Source organism: Pantoea sp. X-Soil-YNGN-844, from assembly GCF_059730595.1.
Genome location: NZ_AP036007.1, coordinates 2,656,091 through 2,675,917, shown reverse-complemented (window position 1 = coordinate 2,675,917; position 19,827 = coordinate 2,656,091). Strand labels below are relative to the sequence as shown.

Annotated in this window: 13 protein-coding genes; 9 read left to right on the top strand and 4 right to left on the bottom strand. The window is 55.0% G+C overall.

The genetic code is table 11. The annotated features are described in order from the left end of the window. Positions 1-70: 70 nt before the first annotated feature. Positions 71-1,030: an aldo/keto reductase gene (locus tag AC6I8C_RS12510; protein ID WP_497822666.1), complete on the top strand. Its 960-nt coding sequence runs from the start codon at positions 71-73 to the stop codon at positions 1,028-1,030. 208 nt (positions 1,031-1,238) lie between these two features. Beyond that, complete coding sequence (locus AC6I8C_RS12505) at positions 1,239-2,582, top strand: carbohydrate porin (RefSeq protein ID WP_497822665.1); 1,344 nt, start codon at positions 1,239-1,241, stop codon at positions 2,580-2,582. Positions 2,583-2,807: 225 nt separating this feature from the next. On the opposite strand, the gene yegD is transcribed toward AC6I8C_RS12505, so the two are convergent. The 3 genes from yegD to AC6I8C_RS12490 all read right to left on the bottom strand — a co-directional run bounded on the left by yegD (position 2,808) and on the right by AC6I8C_RS12490 (position 8,349). Continuing rightward, entirely contained in the window at positions 2,808-4,160 is a 1,353-nt protein-coding gene (yegD, locus tag AC6I8C_RS12500) for a molecular chaperone (RefSeq protein ID WP_315310362.1), read from the bottom strand. Between the two features lie 75 nt (positions 4,161-4,235). Next, the gene (locus AC6I8C_RS12495) at positions 4,236-7,571 is read right to left on the bottom strand and encodes a diguanylate cyclase (protein WP_497822664.1); all 3,336 of its coding nucleotides are present in this window, start codon (positions 7,569-7,571) and stop codon (positions 4,236-4,238) included. 163 nt (positions 7,572-7,734) lie between these two features. After that, a complete protein-coding gene (locus tag AC6I8C_RS12490) occupies positions 7,735-8,349 on the bottom strand; it encodes a phosphatase PAP2 family protein (protein WP_497822663.1) in 615 nt (204 codons plus the stop codon). A 284-nt stretch (positions 8,350-8,633) separates the two neighbouring features. Here AC6I8C_RS12490 and udk point away from each other — a divergent pair, with 284 nt between their 5' ends. The 3 genes from udk (at position 8,634) to asmA (ending at position 11,774) form a co-directional block, all read left to right on the top strand. Further along, complete coding sequence (udk, locus tag AC6I8C_RS12485) at positions 8,634-9,275, top strand: uridine kinase (protein ID WP_013358471.1); 642 nt, start codon at positions 8,634-8,636, stop codon at positions 9,273-9,275. Between the two features lie 81 nt (positions 9,276-9,356). Then, a complete protein-coding gene (gene dcd, locus AC6I8C_RS12480) occupies positions 9,357-9,938 on the top strand; it encodes a dCTP deaminase (RefSeq protein ID WP_013358470.1) in 582 nt (193 codons plus the stop codon). 12 nt (positions 9,939-9,950) lie between these two features. Next, positions 9,951-11,774, top strand: a complete 1,824-nt coding sequence (asmA, locus tag AC6I8C_RS12475; protein ID WP_497822662.1) for an outer membrane assembly protein AsmA — start codon at positions 9,951-9,953, stop codon at positions 11,772-11,774. A 30-nt stretch (positions 11,775-11,804) separates the two neighbouring features. Here the strand turns inward: asmA and AC6I8C_RS12470 are convergent, their stop codons facing one another. Continuing rightward, complete coding sequence (locus AC6I8C_RS12470; protein WP_497822661.1) at positions 11,805-13,376, bottom strand: TerC family protein; 1,572 nt, start codon at positions 13,374-13,376, stop codon at positions 11,805-11,807. Between the two features lie 791 nt (positions 13,377-14,167). Between AC6I8C_RS12470 and wbaP the strand changes: the two genes are divergently transcribed. From wbaP to wzc, 4 genes are all read left to right on the top strand, one after another. After that, a complete protein-coding gene (wbaP, locus tag AC6I8C_RS12465; protein ID WP_033733245.1) occupies positions 14,168-15,601 on the top strand; it encodes an undecaprenyl-phosphate galactose phosphotransferase WbaP in 1,434 nt (477 codons plus the stop codon). A gap of 294 nt (positions 15,602-15,895) precedes the next feature. Then, positions 15,896-17,035 carry a polysaccharide export protein gene (locus AC6I8C_RS12460; protein WP_013358466.1) on the top strand — a complete coding sequence of 380 codons (1,140 nt, stop codon included), beginning with the start codon at positions 15,896-15,898 and terminating at the stop codon, positions 17,033-17,035. A 9-nt stretch (positions 17,036-17,044) separates the two neighbouring features. After that, positions 17,045-17,479 carry an arsenate reductase/protein-tyrosine-phosphatase family protein gene (locus AC6I8C_RS12455; protein ID WP_013358465.1) on the top strand — a complete coding sequence of 145 codons (435 nt, stop codon included), beginning with the start codon at positions 17,045-17,047 and terminating at the stop codon, positions 17,477-17,479. A 12-nt stretch (positions 17,480-17,491) separates the two neighbouring features. Beyond that, positions 17,492-19,669 carry a tyrosine-protein kinase Wzc gene (gene wzc / locus AC6I8C_RS12450; protein ID WP_497822660.1) on the top strand — a complete coding sequence of 726 codons (2,178 nt, stop codon included), beginning with the start codon at positions 17,492-17,494 and terminating at the stop codon, positions 19,667-19,669. The last annotated feature ends 158 nt before the right edge of the window (positions 19,670-19,827 follow it).

The window sequence follows — 19,827 nt, the reverse complement described above, 5'->3', positions numbered from 1 at the left end:
CATAAAGGCGTGAAATGACTTTGCTATGCTAAAAAAACAGACCGTTTGTCAGGCAAATCAGGAGCAGATAATGAGTCAGAATCAAACCCGGCAGTTGGGTGATAGTGGTATTACGGTGCCGTTACTGACGTTTGGCGGCAACGTGTTTGGCTGGACAGTGGATCAAACCACCTCCTTTTCTCTGCTGGATGCGCTGGTGGATCGAGGCCTGTGGTTTATCGACACCGCCGATGTCTACTCCCGCTGGGCACCCGGTAACAAGGGCGGTGAGTCGGAAACCATTATTGGTGAGTGGCTGAAAAAAAGCGGCAAGCGCGATCGGATCGTGCTGGCAACTAAAGTCGGTATGGAACTGTCGCCGGAAAAAACCGGGCTGAAGCCGCAATATATCCGTCAGGCGGTCGAAGATTCACTGCGTCGGTTGCAGACCGACTACATCGACCTCTATCAGGCGCACCGTGACGATCAGGACACGCCGCTGGCGGACACGCTGAGCACCTTTGACAGTCTGATTCGCGAGGGGAAAGTCCGGGCTATTGGCGCCTCGAACTACAGCGCGGCGCGGCTTGAGGAGGCATTGCAGATCAGTGAAACGCAGGGGCTGGCGCGTTATGAAACCCTGCAACCGGAATACAACCTTTATGACCGACAGCCCTATGAGTCGGAACTGGAGCCGGTGGTCAGGGAGCACGGTTTAGGTGTGATCAACTACTACTCCCTCGCCAGCGGTTTTCTCAGTGGCAAATATCGTGATGCAGCGGATGCCAGTAAAAGCGCGCGGGGTCAGGGTGTGGTAGACAAATACCTCAACCCGCGCGGTTTGCGGATCCTTGACGCGCTGGATACGATCAGCGATGCGCATCAGGTGACACCGGCGCAGGTGGCGCTGGCCTGGCAGATTGCCCGGCCCGGTATCACCGCACCGATTGTCAGTGCTACCTCACTCAAACAGCTCGACGATCTGACTGGCGCGACGCAGCTCACGCTGACCCCGGCACAGATTGATCAACTGGACCAGGCCAGCCGCTAATTACAGGGGCGCTAGCGCCCCTTTTTACTTTGTGCCTGTTAAAAAGTGCGCATCCTGCCCGAAGAATAACCAATCAGCGATCCCGATCACAAATGCGCTAATAAACTGATGTTTCAGGAAATTATGCGCACGTATTTACAATAAATGAAGATTAGCCAGCATTATCCTCTGCCTGTCACTTTCCGTAACTTACATAAGAATAAGCAAGATGAAAAACAGACTCGCAGAACAGCGTTTTCCGCTGCGCCGTGTGGCAACCGGCACCCTGATCATGGCCATGTTTTCCGCACAGGCCATCGCCGCTGATGCTTTCAGCCCGGACTCTGAATGGATGTTTGGTGACTGGGGTGGTTACCGAACGCAGTTGCAGGACGACGGCATCAAGTTTGACGTCAACTACACCATGGAAAGCGCCGCTAACTTAGGCGGCGGAGCCGATACCAATACCACCATGCGCTACAGCGATCAGTGGACGTTCGGCACCAATTTCGATTTGCAGAAGCTGCTGGACTGGCAGGATGCCGAGTTTCAGATGACCGTCACCAGCCGTAACGGGCAGAATCTTTCCGATCAGGTCGCCGATCAGCGTACCGGTATGCTCTCCTCGGTGCAGGAAGTTTATGGTCGCGGTCAGACCTGGCGTCTGACGCAGTTCTGGTTGCGCAAAGGCCTGTTTAACGATGTGGTCGATATCAAAGCCGGACGGGTAACGGTGGGTGAAGATTTCGACAACTTCGATGGCAATCTGTTCCAGAACCTGGCGCTGGGCAGCGGACAGGCGGGTAACTGGCGTGGCGATCGCTGGTTCAACTGGCCGGTGTCGCAGTGGGGCGGCCGGGTGAAGTTTACTATCACGCCGGATGTCTTCTTCCAGGTCGGTTTCTATAATCAGAACCGCGCTAACTACGATCGCGGCGATGGCTTCCGTCTGGATACCAGCAACTCCGAGGGGAATCTGGTGCCGGTGGAACTGGGCTGGAAACCGACGTTCGGGCCGGAGAAATTACCGGGTAACTATCGCATCGGTTATTACTATTCGTCAGTGGATGGCGATGTCTATGGCAGCTGGCGCAACGGCGGCTATCAGGATCAGGCGCATTCCTACGGCGGCTATCTGTTATTGCAGCAACAGCTGACCGCGCAGGATGGCGATGTGAACCGTGGTCTGGGCGTACGTGTTCAGGCGGTGATGAACGATCATAAGACCTCGAAGACCGATAACTATCAGTCTATCGCCTTTACCTGGACAGGGCCGTTCGATGCCCGTCCGCAGGATGAGATCGGTGTGGGCGCGTCGCGTATTCATGTGAACAGCGACTATACCCGCTCACTGCGTCAGCAGAATCAGGCCAATGGCGAGAGCCGCTTTGACAGCCCGACTTATCTGCCGATTCAGGAAGGTTCAGAGTACAACTATGAGGTTTACTACAACGCCAAAGTGACGAACTGGATGTCACTGCGACCTAACCTGCAGTATGTGGTGGCGCCGGGTGCGGTGAGTGAAGTGAAGGATGCGTTTATCGGCGGTATCAGCGCCAATATTGCCTTCTGATAGCAGGCTAAAACGGCATCCTTAAAACCATTGCGGGGAGATCGTGCACAGGCTCAGGGAGCATACGCCTTCCGCAAAGACGCAAAAGACGCCATCCCTGGCGGGCTCAGCGCGGGCCATCCGTGGCCCGCGATGCTTTGCTACAGGCGTATGCTCCCATCGCTTTAAGATTCTGAGCTGTCTGTACGGAAAAGCGAGGAGCCGTTTTTACATCGATGCGCCGCATTAGCGGAACATCACTTCCGCCCAGCGGGCCAGGCCCGCGGTGACGGAGGCGAAATCATCGCCGCCGGCAATCGGCGTATCCGGCAACGTCTGCTGCAGTGCCGCGCGCAGCAATGGTGAACGCGCACTGCCGCCGGTCAGGTAAATCACATCAGGCTTGATCTGGCTGGTGGCCAGCGCGAGCTGCACCTGCTCCAGAATTTTCTCCAGCGGCTGACTGATGGCATCCTGCAACTGATCCACCCCAATCTCTGTCTCTAAAGCGGCAGCAATAAAGTCGAGCGAGGCGGTATGCGCCGGGCTGGCTGACAGCGCAATCTTGCTCTCTTCCGCGGCGCGCACCAGGCGATAACTGAGCTTCTGCTGCCACACTTTCAGCAGGCGAGCCACGACGTCACCCTGTTCAGCATCCCGCACCAGATCCCGCAGCCACTTACCGCAGGCCGGACTGTAAAAGTCACTCTGCGCCGGAACATCATTGATGGCGATGGCGTTCCACCACGGCAGGGCAGGCAACGCGGTGCCTTTCAGGGTATTACCGCCCAGGCCCAGCAATGGCATCAGGGTCTTAAACGTCAGCATAATATCCAGGTCGTTCCCGCCCACGCGGCAACCGCTGTGACCCAGCAGGCTTTCACGGCGGTCCGCCTTATCACGCCATTTTGGTCCCATCAGCAGCATCGAGCAGTCGGTCGTACCGCCGCCGATATCCACCACCAGAACCGTCGTTTCCTGCTTCAGCGTCGCTTCGAAATCGAGTCCGGCGGCGACCGGTTCAAACTGAAACTCCACGTCACGGAAACCGGCGCGGTGAGCGGCGCGCAGCAGAATGCCTTCTGCCTGCTGGTTAGACTCTTCGCTGCCTAAGCCCTGAAAGTTGACCGGCCGCCCGATCACCGCCTGATCGATGGCCTGATCAAGCTGGCTTTCACCCTGCTGGCGGATGTGCAGCATCATGGCGCAGACCAGATCTTCAAACAGGGCGATCTGCTGCGGCTTCAGTCCACTGGCACCGAGGAACGATTTGGGGGATTTAACGAACCAGACATCTTCGGGGTCGACCATGTAATGCTGCAGCGCGGTGAGGCCGAACTGCACGCTGTTGGGCTGGACTTCGATATCCTCTTCGCGGTTATAACGCATGGCACGCTGCAGCAGCGCCGTCGTTTCGCTGTCCGGTGTCGCCACCTGATGATGACGATAAAGCCATTCGCTAATCGACTCGCGGGTCGGCGCACAGATCATTGACGGCAGCAGGCGCTGATCATTTTCCAGCGTTAACAGACGTGGCGTGCCATTTTCGCTGACTGCAATAGAGCAGTTAGCCGTGCCGTAATCGAATCCTATGAACATTTTCGCCCCCATGCCGGAAAAAAGGGGGCGACTTTAGCGCAGCTTCAGCAGGGTGGCAAGCAGGCAGCGCGGGAATTAACGGATAGCGAAGATGCGATCTTCAGCCAGAGAACGCAACGGCTGACGCCCGGCCACGGCACTGCCCCAGACGCCATCCACATCAAGGGTCGCCAGCGTGCTGAGTACAGCGGGTACTGAAATCGGACCGGCCAGCACCAAGATATTGCGCTGCGTTGCCTGGCCCTGAATGATGGTCAGCAGCATCTCATCCATCAGATTATTATGGACGTTAGCAACCAGTTCAGGGGCCAGCACCAGATAATCAACCACTTCGTTACTCAGCAGATTGAAGGCATCCAGGTTACGGCCAAAATGCTGCAACACGACACGACAGCCACACTGCCGCAGTTGCATCAGCGCGGCATAGAGCTGATCGCCTTTGCTCAGCACGCTGGCGGCAGGGAAAGCGAAACCACAGCGGCTGTCAGAGAGTCCCTCGGCAACAAAGCGCTGACAGAGTTGCTGCACGAAGGCGGCATCGTTCAGTACCTGTGCATTGAGTGGCAGGATCACCGGAATGCCTTTGTTATTCAGCCTCTGCACATCGTGACGGAAAAAAGCATCCAGAATATTGTTATCCAGCCGACGACGCAGCGAATCGTCAGGCAGGTTATTGCGCAGCAGGGTTTCATCCACCAGCAGCCCGTCAGCCGTTAACAGCTGCACCTCAAGCAGCCAGATAAAGGCCGCCTGCGGTGTTTTAGGTGGCGCAACGGCCCAGGCCGGCAGTTCGATCTGCAGCGCATCAATCATTGCTGCATCCATGCCCTGATGATTACCGGGCAGCGGTAACCGATGCTGTTCGTAGATGACCAGTCGTCCGCGCCCGCTGCGTTTGGCGTTGTAACAGGCGATATCCGCCTGCGAAAGCACGTCGCCGCTCTGGCAGTTATCCGCTGAAATCTGCGTGACGCCCGCGCTGGCACCCACATGATAAAGGCGGCCCAGCCACTGGAACCGGTAATCATTGACCGCGGCGACGATGCGCTGCACCACGTCATGCGCCTGTGCGACTTCGCAATCGGGCATCAGCAGCGCAAACTCGTCGCCGCCCAGCCGGGCCAGGAAATCGCTGCTGCGTAGGTGGTGCTGCATTAAATCGGAGAGCTCACGCAGTAACGCATCGCCTGCGGCATGTCCGGCGCTGTCATTGACCGCTTTAAACTTATCCAGGTCGATAAACACCAGCACATGCTGATGCTGATGTTCAGCCGCATCAAACAGCAGACGTTTAAGCTGAAGCTCGAAACTGGCACGGTTCGGCAGGCGGGTCAGGGTGTCATGCAGCGCGCTATAGCTCAGCCGCTTCATCAATTTGCGCGACTCACTCACATCCTGAATAACCATTACGGCACCCTGTTCCAGGCCCGCTTCGGAGCGCAGCGGTGTGATACTGTAGTGAATATCAATATGGCCGCCATCGGGCGTATGCAGCACCAGATCGTCCGCCAGACCGGGGGTGATTTTTTCCGCCGGTAGCTGGCATAACAGCAGATTCTCGACTTCGGGGCCGTTACGCCCCTGAGTGATATGCAGCAGTTCACTCAGCGGCTGACCGGCTGCCTGTTCCTGCGACAGGCCACTCATCTTCTCCGCCACCGGATTCATAAAGGCGACGCGCATCTCTTTATCGGTGCTGATCACCGCTTCGCCGATGGAATCCAGGGTGATCGCCATGCGCTCTTTCTCCTGAAACAGCGCCTCATTAAGATTGCGCAGCGGCGTGATGTCCTGGCAGATGCCTAGCATGCGCTCAATGCGCCCCTCTTTGCTCAGTTGCCGGTTAGCCTGCGTGCGCACCCAGCGCTGTCCCTGGGCATCGACCACGCGGTACTCCATATGAAAAGCGCTGCGCAGCTCAATCGCCTGCTGCACCGTCAGCGCGGCATACTCGCGATCGGCGGGATGGAGCAGATGGACCCAGAGGTCATAGCTGGGTGACTCATGCGGCGCAAGGCCAAACAGGGCGTACATGCGCTTGTCCCATAACATCTCGCCGGTCAGCAGGTTCCACTCCCACACGCCGATGCCGCCCGCCTCGTTGGCCAGCGTAATACGCTCCATCAGCCGGCGGTTCACCTGCTCACTCTGCTTCAGTTCTGAGATATCGATAATCTGCGCAATAAAGTAGAGCGGTGCATGACTGCTGTCGCGCACCAGCGAGACCGTCAGCCGCGCCCAGACAATTTCGCCATCCTTACGGAAATAGCGCTTTTCGAAGGTATAAGTATCAATCTCGCCTTTCAGCAGCCGACTCACATGCTGCAGATCGAGTGACAGATCGTCGGGATGGGTAATCTGCTGAAAGGTCAGACGCTTCAGCTCTTCTGCCGGATAACCCAGAGTCTGACACAGAGATCGATTCACCTGCAGCCAGTTGCCCTCCGGTGCGACGAGTGCCATACCGATGGCGGAGTACTCCATAGCATGTCGGAAGCGGGTTTCGCTGTCGGTAATGTGGAGTTTTTCGCGTCGGGACGCATCCATCACCAGCGACATAATGTGGCTGGGGATTAACACCAGCAAAAAGGGCAGCCAGCTGGAGACCGGGCCGAGGGCGCTGTTGTTATTGACCACGTAGACCAAATCAAACGCCAGCAGCATCGAGATAAAACTGGCGTTCAGGAAGAACAGGACAAACGCCTGCAGCTTGGGCAGGCGAACGGCGCACCAGAACAGGATCACCACAATAAAGGTAAAGGGCCACGGCAAAAAACGCAGTGCCAGATAACTGGCTCCGAGGGTAAGCAGCAGCGTCAGCAGGGATTCGGCCAGGCGCAGATCGCTGAACTGCGCGCGCCGCAGCGGCCAGGGCAGCAGCAGCAGCATCGGGCCTAACACCAGCATCCCGATGATCTCGGAGATGACCCAGGTATAGAAGAAGGGAAACGAGGCATGGCCGCTGACCTGCAGCGTCCAGATCGCCAGCACGCCGCCGAGCAGCGGGGTCACGATGCCGACTGACACCACCATCCTTGCCCAGTCATGCAGCGAATTCAGCGGCGCGCGCCGATCCAGCAGGGCGCGCAGCAGCATGCCACCCACGCCTGCCTGAATAAGATTAAGCAGCGCGAATTTAATATTAGAGAGGGCAGGTCCGATGATGATGGCATTCGCCCCCGCGGTGCCCAGCACACAGGCGGTCAGCAGCAGCGGCAGCTGTCGTGACGGGCAGCGGAAAACCACGACGGTCATTAAGGTGGTCGGGAACCAGAGCGGGGAAATCTTCCCACTGACAACAATCAGTTCTAGACAGAACATCGTCAGGACAAACACCACGCAGCCAAGCACCAGGGCCGAGAGCCAGCGGTTTGGCGGGTTATTTTGCGGGGACAGGATCTCTATCGTCATGCGGACTTCCGGCAGGGTGCAGGGCTCCGCAACGGCGAATCAGGCACCAGTCATTCTCTGACTGCATGCTAGCACATTCGGCAAAGAAAAAAGGTGTGAAATCAATATTGCCCGTTATTCGGCGAATTGACGGGCAGGGTAAAATTGATTGCCAGCGTATTGATTACTGGCGGAAAAGATCGGCGCGGGTATAGGGTTTCTCCAGGCCCGCGAGGCTGGCGGAGAAGCGCTCCAGAAACTGCTGCGTCGTCGCGACGCGACCGTGACTCATCAATACAAACGGCACTAATAGCGCAGCACCCACCTGCGGCCAGCTGAAGCCTTTTAATGAGGTGCGACGCTGCGTAATCAGAAACGCGGTGCTCAGCGTAAAGCCCAGCAGCAGACCGGTAGCGACCTCACTTTTAGAGTGAGCGTGGATCACCAGACGGGAGAAACCGACCATCAGTGGGATCAGGTAACCGACGCCAATCGCCGCGATACGCCATATGGCTTTCCAGCGTCCGGAAATCAGCCATAACATGACCGGCCATAGCGTCGCGGACATGGCGCTGTGACCGCTGAAACCGGTGAAATTAAACCGGGCGCTGCCAATGCCAAATCCCAGAAACAGAATTTTCGAGAGGCTGACGGTCAGGCCAGCCAGGCCAAAGGCCACAATCCAGTAAAAGACCGTAAGACGATTGTCACTCTTCCACGGCAAAATCAGCGCAATAATCACCGCTGTCGGAATCAACAGCATGCTGTCGCCAAAATAGGTCAAAGTCTTCCAGTGCATACCACTCCTGATGCATCATTCGGTCGAAACGTTTGCGGCGCGCGTCGTCAGAACAGCGCGCCGCGCAGGCCATTTTATTTATAGTATGGTGTGACGTTAGTTTATCGGTGAAATGAGTGGCGTCCAAAGGAGAAAGTCTGAAAAGTCGCCGACGCCATTTTTGTGGCATCAAAAGGCCGAAATCCCTATACTTAGCGCGAACACACCCTCTCCATTTCGGCCCGTCCGCTGCCCGCGTAATGTGTGACCAGTGGCAGGCTCCAGTTATCAGGTCCTAAAATAGTATGACTGACAAGTCTCATCAGTGCGTGATTGTAGGCATTGCCGGCGCTTCCGCATCCGGTAAAAGTTTAATTGCCAGCACGCTCTATCGTGAAATCCGTGATCAGGTAGGTGACGAGCACATCGGGGTGATCCCGGAAGATGCTTATTACAAAGATCAAAGTCACCTCACCATGGAAGAGAGGGTTAAAACCAATTATGACCATCCAAGTGCGATGGATCATGATTTGCTGTTGCAGCATCTGCAGGCGGTGAAAGCCGGCCAGGATATTGAGCTGCCGGTTTACAGCTATGTTGAACACACCCGCACCCAGCAGACGCATCACCTGAAGGCCAAAAAGGTCATTATTCTTGAAGGCATTCTGCTGTTGACTGACGCCCGTCTGCGTCAGGAACTCAACTTCTCTATCTTCGTAGACACGCCGCTCGACATCTGTCTGATGCGCCGCATGAAACGTGACGTCAACGAGCGTGGCCGTTCAATGGATTCGGTAATGAGCCAGTATCAGAAGACCGTGCGTCCGATGTTCCTGCAGTTTATCGAGCCATCAAAACAGTACGCCGATATTATTGTGCCGCGCGGCGGAAAAAACCGTATCGCCATCGATATCCTCAAGGCGAAAATCAACCAGTTTTTTGAATAACGCACGTCCGTCCGGACGTGGTGCAGACCGGCGGCAGGCACGCATGCCGGTTTGCTACACTTATGTCATGGAGTTACCGCAATGAGATTATGCGATCGCGATATTGAAGCCTGGCTGGACACTGGCAAACTGGCCATTGAGCCACGTCCGCCGGTCGAGCGCATCAATGGTGCCACGGTCGATGTGCGTCTGGGTAATCAGTTCCGTACTTTCAGCGGTCATACCGCGGCTTTTATCGACCTGAGCGGCCCGAAACAGGAAGTGAGCGCGGCACTGGACCGGGTGATGAGCGATGAGATCGTGCTGCCTGATGGCGAAGCCTTTTTCCTCCATCCGGGTGAACTGGCGCTGGCGGTGACGCTGGAGTCTGTAACACTGCCTGACGATCTGGTGGGCTGGCTGGATGGCCGCTCATCGCTGGCGCGCCTCGGGCTGATGGTTCACGTGACGGCTCACCGTATTGATCCAGGCTGGCAGGGTCGTATCGTGCTGGAGTTCTACAATTCAGGTAAACTGCCGCTGGCGCTGCGTCCCGGCATGTTAATCGGCGCGCTGAGTTTTGAACCACTTTCAGGCCCGGCTGCACGCCCCTACAACCGGCGTGAAGATGCAAAATATCGCGGTCAGCAGGGCGCTGATGCCAGCCGTATCGATAAAGACTGATTTGAGGATGTAATGAAAAGAGTGATAACCACGCTGGCCATCCTGTTAGTGGTGGTCGTAACGGGAATGAGCGCGCTGGTGCTGCTGGTCAATCCCAACGACTTTCGTGCCTATATGGTGCAACAGGTCGAACAACGCAGTGGTTATCGCCTTGCAGTCAGCAGCGATTTGCGCTGGCACGTCTGGCCTCAGCTCAGTATCCTGGCAGGGCGGATGAGCCTCACCGCGCCGGGTGCCAGCCAGCCGCTGGTCTCGGCAGAAAATATGCGGCTTGATGTCGATCTCTGGCCACTCTTATCCCACCAGCTCAGCGTCAGTCAGGTGCTGCTGAAAAATGCGATCGTGCGGGTCACGCCAGAGAGCAGCGCGCAGCGTGCTAAAAATGCGCCCCAGGGTCCGCGCGATGCGGAGCCAGCCCCGGCGTCCAGCGGCTGGTCATTTGATATTGCTAAGCTGCGGGTAGCCGACAGTCTGCTTATCTGGCAGCAGCCGGGCGGAGACGAATATAATTTCCGCGACCTCAACATCAATATGGAACAGGACGCGAACAAGCTGGCGACCCTGTCGCTGAGCACCAGCCTGATGCGCAATCAGCGCAACGCGACCCTGAATCTCAAAGGCCAACTCGATGCCGCGCAATATCCTCATCGTCTCAGTGGCCAGCTGCAGCAGCTTGATTACACGCTTTCCGGTGCCGATATCCCGGTTCAGGGAATTAAAGGGTCACTGAGCCTGCAGGGCGAATGGAATGGCGACCGCCAGCAGTTCTCCTTCAGCAATCTGCAGCTCACCGCCAACGACAGTACGCTGACCGGGCAGGGCAGCGGACAGACTATTCCGCCACAGCAGCTTGCGCTGGATCTGAAAGCCAGCACGCTGAATCTGGATAATTTACTCACCAGCACGCCGGTCTCTGAAACGCCTGGCGTGCAGCATGCCACTGTGGCCCGTTCGCCGGTGATTGCGGCACCACGGGAGCGCAGCAACGCCGACTCTCCACTGAATGACCTGAACCTGGCGCTGAAATTACAGGCGGACAGTGTGGTATGGCGCGGCCTCACCCTGACCAGCCTTGCGGTAAACGCCAGCAATCAGCAGGGGCTGATGACGCTGAACACGCTCAGCGGCAAACTGGGCAATGGCAGCTTCTCGGTTCCCGGCAGCATCGATATTCGTCAGCCGGAAACGCAGGTCAGCCTGAAACCTCAACTCCGATTGATTGCCATTCAGCCACTGCTTAAAGCGTTTGAACTGCCGGAAAGCCTGCAGGGAAACCTGAGTCTTGACGGCGAGCTGTCGGGCAATACGCTGACGGTTGAGGCGGCAAAACGAAGCTGGCAGGGCAGGGCGACCATCAGCGCCAGTAACCTGAAGCTGGCACAGCTTAATCTGCAGCAGATGGTGCAGCGTGCCGTGGCTCGGGTCAGTGATAAAGTCAGCAGCCAGGACGCCGTCGATGAAGGCATTGAGTCGATCAGTGGTCAGGTCGCGCTGAATAAAGGGGTACTAAGCTTCAGCGATATCAATGGCAATGGTCAGAATCTGGGCCTGCAGGGCGCAGGTAAAGTCGACATGGTGCAGCAACAGCTGGACGTTACGCTGGGACTGAAAATCAGCGGCTGGCGTGGCGACGATGCGCTGGTGAAGACACTCTCCAGTCAGCCGGTTCCGCTGCGTATGTATGGTGACTGGAACAGTCTGCAATATTCCCTGCCGGTGGATGCCGTGCTGCGAGACCGTCTCCAGAGTGAAGCGAAGTCCCGGCTGAATCAGTGGATCGATCGTCAGAAAGAGGGCGAGAACAAAGAGAACCTGAAGAAAATCATGCGCCCGTAGCGGGCGCATGCTGTCAAACCGGGTGACGGGTTAAACCTCGTAATCGCTATCAGGCTGCAGCAGAATTTCGACTTTCTGAACCCGATGATTTTCCACCTGCAGGGTTCTCAGCAGATAATCACCCAGCTGCAACACTTCCCCTTCCTGAGGGATATGCTGCAGCTTATCCATCAGTAAACCGGCCAGCGTATGATAGTCACGCTGCTCGTCCAGCGGCAGTTTCACATAGAGCGCCAGATCTTCCAGCGGCATATGGCCGTTGGCAATCCAGTGGCCTTCACCCTGGATCTGAATATCGTAGCGGGCATCAATCTCTCCCGCCTCATTCGGCAGATTGCCCGCGATGGTTTCCATCACATCGCTCAGGGTTACCACGCCCTCTACTGAACCAAACTCATCCACCACAAAAGCAAAGTGAGTATGGGCCTGCCGGAACTGTTCCAGCGCCTGCAGCAGCGTGAGACGTTCAGGAAAGACCAGCGGCTGCCGAATCAGGGCGCGCAAATCGAGCGAATTATGGTGCAGCGACTGGTGCAGCAGATCAATAACGTGCACCACGCCCAGCGGTTCGCTGGAGTTGTCCGTTATCAGGATGCGCGTGTGCTGATTGCGGTCGAGGCGTGACATGATCTCTGCCGGATCGTCACTGAGGTCGATATGGTCGACGTCATGGCGCGAGGTCATGATGCTGTTGACGTGGCGCTGGCCCATACCCAGCACCCGGGCAATCATCACCCGTTCCTGGCGGTTGAACAACATGCTGGCGTCGCTGTCAGCAATCATTGACGACGTTTTCGCATCCAGTTCCGCCGGTTCCGCTGCACCCCGCAGCATGCGTAACACCGCTTCCGCCGTGCGCTGGCGCAGCGGGCGACCCGCTGACAGCACACGCCGACGATTGAAGTGAGCCAGCTGGTTCAGTGCCTCAATGATGACCGAGAAGCCGATAGCCGCATAGAGATAGCCTTTAGGAATGACAAAGCCAAAGCCTTCCGCCACCAGGCTGAAGCCAATCATCAGCAGGAAGCTTAAACAGAGGATGACAATCGTAGGGTGGTTATTCACAAAGCGGGTCAGCGGCTTGCTGGCAAGCAGCATCAGCAGAATGGCGATGGTGACCGCAATCATCATGACCGGCAATTCATTCACCATGCCGACGGCGGTAATCACCGCATCCAGCGAGAAGATAGCATCCAGCACCACGATTTGCGCCACCACCGGCCAGAATTTAGCGCCGCCTTTTTGTTGACCGGCATCTTCATCATGGCCTTCAAGGCGCGCATTCAACTCTGTTGTGGCTTTAAATAGCAGGAAAATCCCGCCTGACAGCAGCAGTAAGTCGCGCGCACTGAAGGGGTGGCCCCCCAGAGTAACCCAGGGTTCTTTCAGCGTAACCAGCCAGGAAAGCGAAGCCAGCAGCAATAAGCGGCACACTAACGCCAGCAGCAGTCCGATGACGCGCGCGCGGTCGCGAAGGGGGCCGGGAAGCTTCTCAACCAGGATGGCAATGAAGATCAGATTGTCGATGCCTAAAACCAGTTCCAGAACGATTAGCGTTACTAATCCCGCCCATAGCGAGGGATCTGCAATTACCTCCAGCATGCCTTGTTCACCTGAATGTCTTAAATTGGGTTTTCTCTGATGATAGTGGAGTGCGAAGCCGCGTACAAATGGCAGGGCAGGGGGGTGATAACCGGCACAGCCCGATATATTGTGCAAAATCTGAACATAACAGTGTGACGCTTTGATTAAATTCGCAGGGTTCAGGGGAGACTATTCTGAGTCATTTTGTCACGGCAAAGCGATATTCACCTGCCGGGCTTATGCGATTTATCTCAACGCGAGTATGGCATTAATCCGAATTGTACAGAAAGGATTGCACTGCCTGTCAGGCATCAATACTAATTGCTGGTAGTCTTTTTCCTAAAATAGTCCAGGGATGGCGGGACCTGCTTGTAAACAAGCCAGTAATAACTAGTATAGCAACAAGTTAGCAAACTCTGCCCCAGAGTCGTAATTTGCGTACCGATTCTACATTAATCGCAATGTAAGGAATCAGTAATTCATCTATGAACACTTGTATGATGCGTTACGGTTACCTGTTACGGGGAGCAATATGAATGATGACAGCGATATTGGCAGCGACAGCCAAGGGCGGTAGCGTGCCTGAATCGCGTTTTTCGTTGATAAAATGAGCAATGCTGGCGGTGATTAAAGTCAGAGTAATCTGTTGGTATTCATCACAATATTATTGGTGTCATGGTTAAGATCACGGGCGTAAACGCCGCAGGAGCTCCCCTTAGAAACGGCTCAGTCTGGAAAGGTTTTATCGCTTAACGATTAAACGGGCGATAGCCGTTGCGGGTTTAAGGAAATAAAATAAAGAGTTAAATATGCGCGATACAGAATTTACGTTTAAAAGTCTTATTACCAAATTAATGCTGGCATGTTCAGATTTAATTTGTTTCAACGCAGCGTTATTTGTGGCGATGATGCTAATTAATGTTCAGTCAGGTTCGCCGCTGGCAGATATTTCTGAAAAAGAAATGAATTTAAAAATTGCCACACACATTTGTCTGTCGGTAATTTGTATTGGCTGGTTCTGGGTAAGGCTGCGTCACTACACATACCGCAAACCTTTCTGGTTCGAATTAAAAGAAGTTTTTCGTACCATTCTTATATTTTCTGTTATCGACCTGTCGATTACCGCGCTGTCGCAATGGCAGATGTCGCGTTTCGTCTGGCTACTGACCTGGGTACTGGCGCTGATTTTAATTCCGACCTGCCGCGCGCTGGCTAAACGTCTGCTGAATAAAAATGGCTTGTGGAAAAAACAGACCATTATTATCGGCAGCAGCAAAAATGCGCACGAAGCCTGGCAGGCGCTGCAAAGCGAAGAGGTTATGGGTTTTGACGTCATCGCCTTCTATGACGTTGACGGAACCTGTCCGCAGGAGATCATGAACGGTGTGCCGGTTCTGCGCGACGAGCAGGAGCTCTGGAGCCTGACGAACAGCGAAACCCAGTTTATCGTGGCAGTAGAATATGAGCAGAGCCAGTATCGTGATGTGTGGCTGAAATCGCTGGCGATGCACAACTGCCGTTCAGTCTCTGTCATCCCGACGCTGCGTGGTGTACCGCTTTACGGTACTGATATGGCCTATATCTTCAGCCACGAAGTGATGATCCTGCGGGTTCAGAATAACCTGGCAAAACGCACCTCGCGTTTCCTGAAGCGAGCCTTTGATATCGTCGGTGCGCTGTCGATTATTCTGATGCTGATGCCGGCGCTGCTGGTGCTGGGCTTCCTGGTTGGCCGTGATGGCGGACCCCCGATTTATGGTCACGAACGTGTCGGCATGAATGGCCGTAAATTCAAATGCCTGAAATTCCGTTCGATGGTGATTAATTCAAAAGAAGTGCTGGAAGAAGTGCTTCGTACCGATCCGATTGCGCGTGCGGAATGGGATAAAGATTTCAAACTCAAAAATGATCCACGTATTACTAAAGTGGGCCACTTCATCCGTAAAACAAGCCTCGATGAGTTACCTCAGCTCTGGAATGTGGTGCGCGGTGATATGAGTCTGGTCGGGCCTCGTCCGGTCATTGAAGATGAACTCTGTCGTTATGCTGGTGATGTTGATTATTACCTGATGGCTAAACCAGGCATGACGGGATTGTGGCAGGTCAGCGGTCGTAATGATGTTGACTATGAAACCCGCGTCTATTTCGACTCGTGGTACGTGAAAAACTGGTCACTGTGGAATGACATCGCCATTCTGTTTAAAACAGTGGGCGTGGTGTTGAAACGCGACGGTGCCTATTAATCGTGAGTCGGAATGAGCGTGCTCACGCGCGCTCCGAGGTGTTGTGCCGTTGTCAGGCGTGTCGTTAATAGCGGCCATCATCAGGGATATCGCAGTGCATCTATAGTCCGCTATGATGCAAGGCGTTTCGGGTACACCCTGGTTGATGGCCACTACTTATAACAAGTGGAGCAAGGATAATGAACGACAGGTTCAGAGCTTAAGGCTTAAGTCAGCCAGGATTTACTTTTTGTTGGACGCTTACACAGCGGCGGTTTCGCCTCTATCAATAAATAACTGATAGCGAAGATCTAAATGATTACAATCAAAATGAAATTGATACCTTTGCTGGTATCCGCCACATTCCTTGTCGGGTGTACAGTCGAACCCGGTTCTCGTCTTTCTACATCAGGAAAAGATGTTATTGAGCAACAGGATAGCAACTTTGACATCGATAAATATGTCAACGTCTTCCCGTTAACGCCTTCACTGGTTGAGAAAATGCGTCCTAAGCCTCTGGTGGCTCAGGCGAACCCTTCACTGCAGAACGAAATTCAGAACTACGAATACCGTATCGGTGTGGGCGATGTCCTGACCGTGACGGTCTGGGATCACCCGGAACTGACGACGCCTGCGGGTCAGTACCGTAGCGCCAGCGACACCGGTAACTGGGTGCATTCTGACGGCACTATCTTCTATCCCTACATTGGCCGTGTACGTGTAGCGGGCCGTACTGTTGGCGAAGTGCGTAACGAAGTGGCACGCCGCCTGGCACAGTACATTGAAAGCCCACAGGTTGATGTGAGCATCGCCTCGTTCAAATCACAGAAAACCTATGTCACCGGTTCGGTAACGACCTCAGGTCAGCAGCCAATCACTAACGTGCCATTGACGATTCTGGACGCAATTAACGCCGCTGGCGGTCTGGCCGCGGATGCTGACTGGCGTAACGTCGTGCTGACACACAACGGACGTGAACAGCGCGTCTCGCTGCAGGCACTGATGCAGAATGGCGACCTGAGCCAGAACCACCTCCTCTATCCGGGCGATATCCTTTATGTTCCGCGTAACGATGATCTGAAAATCTTCGTGATGGGTGAAGTGAAGCAGCAGGCGACCCTGAAAATGGACCGTAGCGGCATGACGCTGGCGGAAGCACTGGGCAACGCGGCCGGGATGGATCAAACCACCTCTGACGCCACCGGCGTCTTCGTTATCCGTCCACTGCGCGGTACCGATCGCAATAAGATTGCCAACATCTATCAGTTGAACACCAAAGATGCGGCATCCATGGTGATGGGAACCGAATTCCAGCTTCAGCCATATGACATTGTCTATGTCACCTCAACGCCGCTGACGCGCTGGAACCGTGTGATCTCGCAATTACTGCCAACCATTGCGGGTATCAACGATGTGAGCGAGAGCGCACTGCGTATCCGCAACTGGTCGAACTAAGGTCTGACCATGATTACGTCCGTGTTAGTCGTTTGCGTAGGCAACATCTGCCGCTCTCCGACCGGAGAGCGCCTGTTTAAACGTGCGCTGCCCGATTTAGATGTTCGCTCTGCCGGCCTGGGGGCCCTTGTCGGCCACCCGGCCGACAAAATGGCATCTTCCGTTGCCGAAGCGCAGGGTCTGTCGCTGGAAGGCCATCAGGCACAGCAGTTGACGGCCGAAATGTGCCGCAACACTGACCTGATTCTGGTCATGGAGAAGCGACATATTGAACAGGTGAATCGCATCGACCCCGCCGCACGTGGCAAAACCATGTTGCTTGGGCACTGGCTCAATCAGAAAGAAATTGCGGATCCGTACCGAAAAAGCCGTGAGGCCTTTGAAGAGATTTACGGATTACTGGAAAACGCTACCCAGAAATGGGTCAACGTATTAAGCCGATAGTTGGGATTATCCATGAATATAAAAAATAAGGTCAGAACCGCGCCGGGAGAGGAGTCGAATGGATGGGATCTGGCGCATCTTGTGGGACAGCTAATTGACCATCGCTGGATCATTGTTGCCGTTACTGCTTTTTTCATGCTGGCGGGAACACTCTACACACTATTTGCGACACCGATTTATAGCGCCGATGCGTTAGTTCAGGTTGAGCAGAAGAATGCCAGCACCGTTCTGAACGAAATTGACAGCATTCTGCCACCGACGCCTGCCTCTGATACGGAAATCGAGATTCTGGAATCCCGTATGGTCATCGGCAAAACCGTTGACGATCTGGGTCTGGATACCGTGGTTGAGCAGAACTACTTCCCGGTCATCGGCAAGGGTCTGTCGCGCCTGATGGGCAACAAACCGGCCAGTATCGCGATTTCGCGTCTGGAAATCCCACGCACTATCGACAAACGTAACGTTGAACTGGAAGTGAACGGTCCGGATAGCTACACGGTCTCTAAAGATGGTGATGAGCTGTTCAAAGGTAAAGTCGGCCAGCTGGAGTCGCACGGCGACATCAGCATGCTGGTGAGCGAGATTCACGCCGATGAAGGCACCAGCTTCACCGTGACCAAGCTGAATGACCTGCAGGCGATCCGTTCTGTGCTCTCTAACCTGACCGTGGCAGACAAAGGTAAAGATACCGGCGTGCTGGGTCTGGAATATCTGGGTGAAGATCCGGAGCAGATCAGCAAAGTGCTGAACCAGATCGTAAACAACTATCTGTTACAGAATGTTGAACGCAAGTCAGAGCAGGCCGAGAAAAGCCTGGAGTTCTTACGCACTCAGCTGCCTGCCGTTCGCAGCAAGCTGGATGAAGCGGAGAACAAGCTGAACACCTTCCGTCGTCAGAACGAATCTGTTGACCTGTCACTGGAAGCAAAATCTGCCCTGGACTCTTCTGTCAGCGTGCAGAGTCAGCTGAACGAACTGACCTTCCGTGAAGCAGAAGTTTCTCAGCTGTTTACCAAAGATCACCCGACTTACCGCGCGCTGCTGGAAAAACGCAAAACGCTGGAAGGTGAGCAGGCTCAGCTGAACAAGAAAATTTCTGGCATGCCACAGACTCAGCAGGAAATCCTGCGTCTGACCCGTGACGTTCAGTCAGGTCAGGAGATCTACATGCAGCTGCTGAATCGTCAGCAGGAGCTGGGCATCAGTAAAGCCAGCACCGTAGGTGATGTCCGCATCATCGACAACGCGCAGACGGCTAACGCGCCGGTTGCACCGAAGAAGATGCTGATCATTGCCGCCAGCCTGATTCTGGGTCTGTTCGTGTCAGTGGGTCTGGTTCTGTTGAAAGCGCTGCTGCATCACGGCATCGAGAACCCGGATCAGCTGGAAGAGCTGGGCATGAATGTCTATGCCAGCGTTCCCCTGTCTGACTGGCAGCGTAAGAAAGATACCGAAGCACTGGCGCGTCGTGGCAGTAAGGTGAAAACCGATCCGCACGAAACGCTGCTGGCGCTGGGTAATCCGACTGACCTCTCCATCGAAGCGATTCGTAGCCTGCGTACCAGCCTGCACTTCGCCATGATGGAAGCCAAAAACAACATACTGATGATCACCGGTGCCAGCCCGGGTATTGGTAAAACCTTTATCTGTGCCAACCTGGCCACCCTGATTGCCAAAGCAGGCCAGCGTGTCCTGTTCATCGATGGTGACATGCGTCGTGGTTATACCCACGAACTGCTGGGCGCGGATAACAAATCTGGCCTGTCCAACGTGCTGTCCGGTAAAACCGAATTCAGCCCGGCGCTGATTCAGCAGGGCGTGTACGGTTTCGATTTCCTGCCACGTGGTCAGGTTCCGCCGAACCCGTCTGAGCTGCTGATGCATCGTCGCATGGGTGAGCTGCTGGATTGGGCGAGCAAGAACTACGACCTGGTGTTAATCGATACGCCGCCAATCCTGGCCGTCACCGATGCGTCAATTATCGGTAAGCTGGCCGGCACCTCACTGATGGTGGCGCGTTTCGAAGCCAACACCACCAAAGAAGTGGACGTCAGCTTCAAACGCTTTGCCCAGAACGGTATTGAGATTAAAGGTGTGATCCTCAACGCCGTAGTGCGCAAAGCCGCGAATGCCTACGGTTATGGCTATGACTACTACGCCTATGACTACGGTAAGACCAACAAAAGCTGATCATTAAGTAACAACGAGGGGGCGGTCTGACCGCCCCTTTTTATCGTCCCTTTGAATGACGACACGCATCAATTTACACAGGTTATTCTGTCCAAACCCACAAAAGCGATACCTCTATAAATCGCATGGCGAGCGTCACTCAACAGAATTCATGACCG

Coding starts and splice junctions, on each gene's coding strand:
- AC6I8C_RS12510 (WP_497822666.1), top strand. CDS start 71: ATGAGTCAGAATCAAACCCGGCAGTTGGGTGATAGTGGTATTACGGTG.
- AC6I8C_RS12505 (WP_497822665.1), top strand. CDS start 1,239: ATGAAAAACAGACTCGCAGAACAGCGTTTTCCGCTGCGCCGTGTGGCA.
- yegD (WP_315310362.1), bottom strand. CDS start 4,160: ATGTTCATAGGATTCGATTACGGCACGGCTAACTGCTCTATTGCAGTC.
- AC6I8C_RS12495 (WP_497822664.1), bottom strand. CDS start 7,571: ATGACGATAGAGATCCTGTCCCCGCAAAATAACCCGCCAAACCGCTGG.
- AC6I8C_RS12490 (WP_497822663.1), bottom strand. CDS start 8,349: ATGCACTGGAAGACTTTGACCTATTTTGGCGACAGCATGCTGTTGATT.
- udk (WP_013358471.1), top strand. CDS start 8,634: ATGACTGACAAGTCTCATCAGTGCGTGATTGTAGGCATTGCCGGCGCT.
- dcd (WP_013358470.1), top strand. CDS start 9,357: ATGAGATTATGCGATCGCGATATTGAAGCCTGGCTGGACACTGGCAAA.
- asmA (WP_497822662.1), top strand. CDS start 9,951: ATGAAAAGAGTGATAACCACGCTGGCCATCCTGTTAGTGGTGGTCGTA.
- AC6I8C_RS12470 (WP_497822661.1), bottom strand. CDS start 13,376: ATGCTGGAGGTAATTGCAGATCCCTCGCTATGGGCGGGATTAGTAACG.
- wbaP (WP_033733245.1), top strand. CDS start 14,168: ATGCGCGATACAGAATTTACGTTTAAAAGTCTTATTACCAAATTAATG.
- AC6I8C_RS12460 (WP_013358466.1), top strand. CDS start 15,896: ATGATTACAATCAAAATGAAATTGATACCTTTGCTGGTATCCGCCACA.
- AC6I8C_RS12455 (WP_013358465.1), top strand. CDS start 17,045: ATGATTACGTCCGTGTTAGTCGTTTGCGTAGGCAACATCTGCCGCTCT.
- wzc (WP_497822660.1), top strand. CDS start 17,492: ATGAATATAAAAAATAAGGTCAGAACCGCGCCGGGAGAGGAGTCGAAT.